Annotated in this window: 9 protein-coding genes; 3 read left to right on the top strand and 6 right to left on the bottom strand. The window is 64.3% G+C overall.

What is annotated here, in order from left to right:
* Positions 1–1,071: methionine adenosyltransferase (gene metK / locus DKB74_RS18270; RefSeq protein ID WP_109809638.1), on the bottom strand; the 1,071-nt coding region annotated here is incomplete at its 3' end.
* A gap of 71 nt (positions 1,072–1,142) precedes the next feature.
* Complete coding sequence (gene lnt, locus DKB74_RS18265; protein WP_109809637.1) at positions 1,143–2,714, bottom strand: apolipoprotein N-acyltransferase; 1,572 nt, start codon at positions 2,712–2,714, stop codon at positions 1,143–1,145.
* Between the two features lie 96 nt (positions 2,715–2,810).
* Between lnt and DKB74_RS18260 the strand changes: the two genes are divergently transcribed.
* The 3 genes from DKB74_RS18260 to DKB74_RS18250 all read left to right on the top strand — a co-directional run bounded on the left by DKB74_RS18260 (position 2,811) and on the right by DKB74_RS18250 (position 3,888).
* Entirely contained in the window at positions 2,811–3,227 is a 417-nt protein-coding gene (locus tag DKB74_RS18260; protein WP_109809640.1) for a VOC family protein, read from the top strand.
* Positions 3,228–3,239: 12 nt separating this feature from the next.
* Complete coding sequence (locus DKB74_RS18255) at positions 3,240–3,542, top strand: polyhydroxyalkanoic acid system family protein (protein ID WP_109809636.1); 303 nt, start codon at positions 3,240–3,242, stop codon at positions 3,540–3,542.
* 109 nt (positions 3,543–3,651) lie between these two features.
* On the top strand, positions 3,652–3,888 hold the full coding sequence (locus DKB74_RS18250; RefSeq protein ID WP_145961044.1) for a hypothetical protein: 237 nt from the start codon (positions 3,652–3,654) through the stop codon (positions 3,886–3,888).
* On the opposite strand, the gene DKB74_RS18245 is transcribed toward DKB74_RS18250, so the two are convergent.
* The 4 genes from DKB74_RS18245 to DKB74_RS18230 all read right to left on the bottom strand — a co-directional run bounded on the left by DKB74_RS18245 (position 3,882) and on the right by DKB74_RS18230 (position 7,909).
* Positions 3,882–5,237: a PQQ-dependent sugar dehydrogenase gene (locus DKB74_RS18245; protein ID WP_109809639.1), complete on the bottom strand. Its 1,356-nt coding sequence runs from the start codon at positions 5,235–5,237 to the stop codon at positions 3,882–3,884. The genes DKB74_RS18250 and DKB74_RS18245 overlap by 7 nt on opposite strands.
* Positions 5,238–5,488: 251 nt before the next feature.
* Positions 5,489–6,397: a hemolysin family protein gene (locus DKB74_RS18240; RefSeq protein ID WP_109809634.1), complete on the bottom strand. Its 909-nt coding sequence runs from the start codon at positions 6,395–6,397 to the stop codon at positions 5,489–5,491.
* A gap of 8 nt (positions 6,398–6,405) precedes the next feature.
* On the bottom strand, positions 6,406–6,915 hold the full coding sequence (gene ybeY, locus DKB74_RS18235; RefSeq protein WP_109809633.1) for an rRNA maturation RNase YbeY: 510 nt from the start codon (positions 6,913–6,915) through the stop codon (positions 6,406–6,408).
* Entirely contained in the window at positions 6,908–7,909 is a 1,002-nt protein-coding gene (locus DKB74_RS18230) for a PhoH family protein (protein ID WP_109809632.1), read from the bottom strand. Before DKB74_RS18230 ends, ybeY begins: the two co-directional genes overlap by 8 nt.
* Positions 7,910–8,041 lie beyond the last annotated feature (132 nt).

Raw genomic sequence — 8,041 nt, 5'->3', positions numbered from 1 at the left:
GATCGCGCGCGGGGTCAGGCCGCCCAGCTTTGCGATCTTGCCGATCGCCGCTTCGATCGCATCGTCGCCCACCGTGCCGGTGCCATGGGTATCGACATAGAGCGACAGCGGCTTGCTGACGCCGATCGCATAGGCGAGCTGGATCGTGCAGCGCTTGGCAAGGCCGGCGGCAACGATGTTCTTGGCAAGATAGCGCGTGATATACGCCGCCGAACGATCGACCTTGGTCGGGTCCTTGCCGCTGAACGCGCCGCCACCATGCGGGGCCGCGCCGCCATAGGTGTCGACGATGATCTTGCGCCCGGTAAGCCCCGCATCGCCGTCCGGACCGCCGATTTCGAAGCTGCCGGTCGGGTTGATGTGATATTCGGTCGCATCCGACAGAAGCTCGGCCGGGATCACATCGGCGATCACCTGCTTCACATAGGATTTGAGCTCGGCTTCCTTCTCGCCCGCGTCATAGCCCTTGCCATGCTGCGTCGAGACCACCACCGCCGTGCACGCCACCGGCTTGCCGTCGCGATAGCGCAGCGTCACCTGGCTCTTGGCATCGGGCTCAAGGAACGGTGCCGCCCCCGAATGGCGGTCGGCCGCCATCCGCTCGAGAATCTGGTGACTGTAATAGAGCGTCGCCGGCATCAGGTCCGGCGTGTCGTCGATCGCATAGCCGAACATGATGCCCTGATCGCCCGCGCCTTCATCCTTGTTGCCCGCGGCATCGACGCCCTGGGCGATATGCGCAGACTGGCCGTGCAGGCGGTTTTCGAAGGTCAGCGTTTCCCAGTGAAAGCCGTCCTGCTCATAGCCGATCGCCTTCACCGTATCGCGGACGGTCTTTTCGATCTCCTCAAGCGCGCCCGGTGCCCATTGCCCGTCCTCATACACGCCCTTGCAGCGGATCTCGCCCGCCAGCGCCACGAACTGCGTCGTCGTCAGCGTCTCACACGCGATCCGCGCCTCCGGATCCTTCGACAGAAACAGGTCGACAATCGCATCGGATATCTGATCCGACACCTTGTCAGGATGGCCTTCAGAAACCGATTCGGACGTGAAGAGAAATTCGGAGCGCATGGATTTCCTCTTGTCAGGAACGCGCCGGGTTCCGCCCGGAGCGCGATATAAAGAATTCGTTATATCCGCATCTAACGCCGCAGCCGCCGCATGGCAATGGCCGCGCCGACCATCAATGCGGCAATCAGGAACGCCATTGCGTTGCCCAGTCGCGAGAACAATGTCGGCGGCGCGGCATGCGGCAGCGCCACGCGGATCGTACCCGCCTTTCCGGCCGGCACCGTGCCGAGCAGCTTGCCGCGCGCATCAATCACTGCCGAAATGCCGGTCGGCGTCGCGCGCAGGATCGGAATGCCTTCCTCGATCGCGCGCAGCCGTGCCTGCGCCAGATGCTGCGGCGGGCCCCAGGCACCGAACCACGCATCGTTGGACGGGTTGAAGATCATGTCGGGGCGATGCGCGCGATCGACGACATGGCCCGAAAAGATGATTTCGTAACAGACCTGCGCGCCGATATCGCCAAAGCCGGAGACGGGCAGCGTGCGCGGGCCGGGGCCGGGCAGGAAATCGATATCGCCCATCACCAGCCGCGCGAGTCCGAGCGGGGCAAGGAGCGTCCGCATCGGCAGATATTCGCCATAGGGGACCAGATGCGCCTTGTCGTAGCGGCCATGGAGCTGCGCGTCGGGGCGGACGACGAACACCGAATTGGCCGCGCCCGAGGCGTGATAGTGATCCGGCCCGAAAAACAGTGCATTGCCGCTGACCAAAGCGACATCGTTCGGCCCAAGCTGCGCGGCGATGCGGCGGCGGACCATTTCCGAACTGCCCTGCCAGTACCAGTCGGCGGGATAGCCCGGCTCGATATAATAATTCACCATCCCCTCGGGCCAGACGACCAGCCGCGGCGTCGGGCCGGGCTGACCGGTCAGCGCAAGCAGCCGCGAGAAGACGCGTTCGGGATAATCGGCATTGGAAGCGCCCTCCTGTCCGATATTGGGCTGGACGACGACGACTTCGGGCGATGGCGGAGGCACGGGCGTGTCGGCGGTGCGCGTCTGTTTTATTTCGAGGCTGGAAATCGAGCCGATCACCCCGATCACGGGCAGTATGGCTGCCGTCGCCAGTGCTGGAATCCAGCGTCTGTAAACGGCAAGCAGCAATGCGCCCGAGAACAAGATTGTCAGCCCGGAAAGCGCATAGGTGCCGACCAGCGCAGCGGCATGCGGGATCACCGGCACTGCGAGCCAGGTGACTCCCAGCGGGTTCCACGGATAGCCGGTGAACATGCCGCCGCGCAGCCATTCGGTGACGATCCATGCTGCGGCGAAGATCAGGACATAGACCGTATCGGGCTTGCCTTTGTCGGCGTCCCGCCCGAATTTCCACGCCAGCCCCGCCGCCATCGCCGGATAGATGGCGAGATAGAGCGACAGCAGCACCACCGCGAAATAGCCGAGCACCGGCGGCATCTTGTCCTGAAAGTCGAAGGCGTGCTGAATCCAGTTGTTGCCAACCGTGAAATGGCCGACGCCGAACACCCATCCGATCAGCAGCGCGCGTTTCAGGCTGGGCGCGCGATGGACCAGCCAGAGCAGCAGCGCGAGTGCGGCCAGCAGCAGCGGCCAGAGATTGAGCGGGGCAAAGCCAAGCGGCGAGACAAGTCCCGCGACCAGCGCGAGCAGCAAGGGACGGGCGAGCATGACAGCGGCTTAGCGGATCCGGGCGGGCAAGGGGAGGCGGCAAATCGCCCCATGGTTTCGCTGGGAAGCGCCGGTCGCGCGCGCTAGGATATGGCGATGATCCGTCCCTTTCATCTTGCCTTTCCGGTCCATGACCTTGCCGCCGCGCGCGCCTTTTACGGCGGCGTGCTGGGGTGCCGCGAGGGGCGGTCGGCGGAATATTGGATCGATTTCGACCTGTTCGGCCATCAGATCGTCGCGCATCTGAGCGATGGCGCACGCGCCACGGAGGCGACCAACCCGGTCGACGGACACGACGTGCCGGTGCCGCATTTCGGCGTGGTGCTGACCATGGCCGATTGGGAAGCGCTTGCCGCGCGGGTCGCGGCGGCGGGCATCGCCTTCGGCATTGCGCCGCATATCCGTTTTCGCGGACAGCCCGGCGAGCAGGCGACGATGTTCTTTCGCGACCCGAGCGGCAACGCACTTGAGTTCAAGGCGTTTGCCGATGACGCGATGCTGTTCGCCACCTGAGGAAATCGACTCATGCCCGATCCGATCACGCTGGATATTCCGCACAAGCTGGGCCGCGCCGTCGCGCGCGAGCGGATCGCCGGCGGGATCGGCAAGCTTGCCGATACGATTCCCGGCGGCACGGTGGAGGAACATCATTGGGAAGGCGATACGTTGATGTTCACTGTGTCGGCGATGGGCCAGCGGATCGCGAGCAAGCTGGAAGTCGGGGAAGCGAAAATCCACGCCACGATCGACTTGCCGCCGTTCCTCGCGCTGTTCGCAGAGAAGATCCGGGCCAAGCTCAATCGCGAGGCACCCAAGCTGCTCGAATAGGGAACCTCTTGCGACTCCGTGCTTTTCTTAGGCCATGGTTGCTCTGTCCAAACTATCCCGAAAGGGCCGCCGCCGGTTGCGTATTGCGGCGATTTTCGGAGTCAGCGCAGTGTCGCTGGGTAGTCTGACCGGTGCCGCGCTGGGGCGCTATACCGTCGATGGCATGAATCCCTATTACAGCTATGTCCATCGTTCCTCGCCGACCGTCGCGTCGCGCGAGAAACAATATGACGGGTGGGTGCGCAATTTCGCTGACCGCGTGCGCGACGAGAGCGGGATCGACCGGCACGACAGCCGCTATGTCAGCGCAAGCTATGCGTCAGAGGATGGCGGGCGTCTCTACTGAACCGGCGGCGGCGCCGCGATCGGACGCGGCGGCGCGATGCGCCAGATCACATTCCCCACATCATCGGCGATCAGCATCGCCCCCGTCGCATCGGCGATCACCCCGACGGGACGCCCCTGTGCCTTGCCATCGGCATTCAGGAAGCCGGTGACGACATCGACGGGCTTGGCGTCGCGGACGGGAAAGCCATTATCGGCAAAGGGGACGAAGACCACCTTATACCCCGCGGGCGGATCGCGATTCCACGACCCATGGAGCGAGACGAAGGCGCCGTTTGCATAATCGGGGCCGAGGCGGATATCGCCCGCAAAGTCGATTCCCAGCGGCGCGGTGTGCGCGCCCAGCGCGAAATCGGGACGCTTGGTATATTCGACAAGATCGGGCCGTTCGGGCTGCACGCGCTTGTCGATATAGCCGCCCCAGTAATTCCACGGCCAGCCGAAAAACTCGCCGAGCGAAACCGCCGTCATATAATCGGGCGGCATGTCCGACCCCATCATGTCGCGTTCGTTGACGACGGCCCATAGCCGTTGTGCGATCGGATCGAACGCCATGCCGACCGGATTGCGCAGGCCATAGGCATAGACACGCGTTTTGCCCGAAGCGACCTCGATCTCGGTGATCTGGGCGCGGCCCTGTTCGGCATCGAGCCCGTTATCGGCGATGTTCGTGGCCGAACCGATGCTGACATAGAGATGTTTGCCATCGGGCGCGGCGACGACGTTGCGCGCCCAGTGATTGCCGCCGCCGGGCAAGTCGATCACCTTTTGCGGCGCGGCGGTGATCTTCGTCTGGCCCGGTTTATAGGGATAGCGGACGAGCGCATCGGTATTGGCGACGTAGAGCCAGTCGCCGAGCAGCACCATGCCGAAGGGCGAGTTGAGATTTTCCAGCAGCGCGGAGCGCGCATCGGCGACGCCGTCGCCATCGGTATCGCGCAGCAGCGTGATGCGATTGGCCGAAGGCACGCCAGCGCCGGCCCTTTTCATCAAATGGCCCATCACCATGCCGGTGATGCCGCCGCCTGTACGCGGCGGCGAATTGGTTTCCGCCACCAGGATATCGCCATTGGGCAGGCGATAGAGCCAGCGCGGATGATCGAGCCCGTCGGCGAATGCAGTGACTGTCAGCCCCCTGGCCGCGGCGGGCTTTGCGCCGTCCGGCCAGCCGACCGCGTCCGCGATATCGACGGTCGGGATCGATTCGAAACGCGGGTTGGACAGTTCGGGCACGCGGCCGCTCACCGCTTCGGGGGTCAGCCGCGCTTCGTCGGGCTGGAAAAGCAGCAGCCAGGCGGCAACTGCGGCGACGATCAGCATCGCGGCGATAATGATGAGTCGAGTGCGCATCGCGCTGGAATAGATGCTGTGACGCATCGCGCCTAGAGCCCTTGGCCCGCTACGCACCGAACTTCCCATGGGGGCCGCCGCAAAGAGGGCTGGGCGGCGGCCCCGGGAGGCCGGTCCTTATGCTTGGGGGCGACCGGCTGGGGGAGAGAGACTGCTCCTACCCCCGACGCCGTCTTCGGAGAAATTGATTGAAGCGCAATCGGTGATCGATTGTACCTGCATAAAAGGCGCCAAATCCGGTTTCCGAAAGGTTACGCGTCCTCCGAATCCAGCTCGGGCGGATGCAGCCGGATGCGCGTGACGCGCTTGGCATCGGCATCGAGAATTTCGAGCATCCAGCCGCTGTCATGCTGCAGCCGCTCGCCGGGCTGGGGCACATGGCCGGCAAGAACGAAGGCGAGGCCGCCGAGCGTATCGACATCTTCTTCGACATGCGCGAGCTGCGCGTCGATGATTTCTCCGACATCTTCCAGTTCGGCGCGGGCATCGGCTTCCCACATGCCGTCTTCGAGCGGGACGAGCAGCCGTTCGGGCACTTCGTCATGCTCGTCTTCGATCTCGCCGACGATTTCCTCGACCAGATCCTCGATCGTGATCAGCCCCTCGGTCCCCGAATATTCGTCGAACACGATCGCCATATGCGTCCGCTTCAGCCGCATCTGCGCAAGCAGGTCGAGCGCGCCCATCGATTGCGGGACATAGAGCGGCTGGCGGATCAGATCGGCCAGCGTCACCGGCGGCGCCGCGCCGGTCGCCAGGATCGCGAACACGTCGCGGATGTGCACCATGCCGACGATATGATCGAGCTTTTCGCGATAGACCGGCAGGCGGCTATGCTCCGCCTCGGCGAAAAAGGCGACCAGATCGGGGAAGGATATCGATTCCTCGACCGCGACAATGTCCGCGCGCGGCACGCCGATATCGCCGGCATCGCGTTCGCCGAAATGCAGCAGGTTGCGCAGCATCTGCCGCTCGATCGGCGTCAGGTCGCCCTTCTGCGGCAAATCGCCGGTCTTTTCATAATCGCGGATGACGTCTTCAAGCCGCTCGCGCAGCGTTTCTTCCTGTTCGTCGCCGAACAGGAGTGCGCGCAAGCCGCGCCATAATCCGCCGCTGTCTTGGGTAGAGTCGCCGGAGCTACTACTGGGGCCGTCGGCCATTGTCTGAGTCAGTCCTCCCGAACCGGGTAGGGGTCGTGGAGCCCGAGCTGCACCATTGCCGCCCGTTCCATCGCTTCCATCGCCTCTGCTTCGGCGTCCCCCATATGATCATATCCTAACAAATGCAGCACCCCATGGACAATCAGGTGCGTCGCATGATCGGCCAGTGCCACGTCGCGCTCGCCCGCTTCGGCTTCGCACACGCCATGCGCGAGGACGATATCGCCCAGCAGCACTTCGCCATCATCGCTGTTGGCGGTTACCGATTCGAGAAGATCGGGCTGAATCATCGGAAAGGACAGGACGTTGGTCGGCTTGTCCTTGTCGCGATACTGGCGGTTGAGCGTGTGGACTTCGTGATCGCTGGTCATCCGCACGGCGATTTCGATGCACGCCGCCGTGTTCAGCCATGCCGCATAGGGCGTCTGGCCGATCGCGGCATGCGCGGCGCGTGTTGCCAGTTCCTCCCAATTGCCGTCCGGCCAGGGGGTTTCGGGCAGGACGGCGACATCAAGCATTGGGCCCCTCATAGGCGTCGACGATCCGCCCGACGATCGGATGGCGCACGACATCGGCGGCGCTGAAGCGGACGATGGCGATGCCCTCCACGCCTTCGAGTCGCCCGACCGCATCGTTGAGGCCGCTTGCCGGAGGGCCGCCGGGCAGATCGGTCTGATTGGGGTCGCCGCAAATCACCATCCGGCTGTTCTGGCCGAAACGGGTAAGGAACATCTTCATCTGTGCAGGCGTGGTGTTCTGCGCTTCGTCGAGGATGACGAAGGCATCGGCCAGCGTGCGGCCGCGCATGAACGCGATCGGCGCGATTTCGATCTCGCCGCTGGCGATCCGCCGCTCGACCTGTTCGGCGGGCAGGCAATCGTAAAGCGCGTCGTAGAGCGGGCGCAGATAGGGGTCGACTTTCTCCTTCATGTCGCCGGGCAGGAAGCCGATCCGCTCGCCCGCCTCGACAGCCGGGCGCGAGAGGATCAGCCGCTGGACGCTGCCGGTGATCAGCTGCGCCACTGCCTGCGCGACGGCGAGATAGGTCTTGCCGGTGCCCGCCGGGCCGAGCGCGAAGATCATGTCGTTCGAAACGAGCTGGCGCATATAATGCGTCTGCGCGACCGAACGCGGCACGATCGTCTTCTTGCGCGTGCGGATCATGATCGAGGGCGCAGCCGCGCCCTGTTCGGAGCGGATGATGCCGGTCAGCGTCGGTTCGGACGACATGGCGATCACGGCGTCGATCAGGCCGGTATCGACATCCTCGCCGCGAATGACGCGGGTATGGAGTTCCTGGAGCACTTCGCGCGCCTGTGCCACGGCTTCGGCCGATCCTTCGATCACCACCCGTTCGCCGCGGGCATGGATATAGACGCCCAGCCGTTCCTCGAGCGCGAGGATGTTGGCGTCATATTCGCCGAACAGCCGGGGCAGCAATTGCGGACGATCGAAAGTCAGCTCGACGCGGCTGCGATCGCCGGACTGGGCCTGGACGGGCTTGCGACTCATGCGGTCCTTTCAGGGAGGGGCGCGCCGAAGGAACCAACAGCGACGGCACGTCCTCCACGGGTGCGGGGACTTGAAAGGCCGTGCAGGCGAAAGGTTCCGGCGCGGTGTTGCCAATGAGCGTGCATTGCCCGG

The sequence above is a fragment of the Stakelama portus genome, from assembly GCF_003171655.1.
Lineage (GTDB): Bacteria > Pseudomonadota > Alphaproteobacteria > Sphingomonadales > Sphingomonadaceae > Sphingomonas > Sphingomonas portus.
This window is presented reverse-complemented; position numbering and strand designations above follow the sequence as displayed.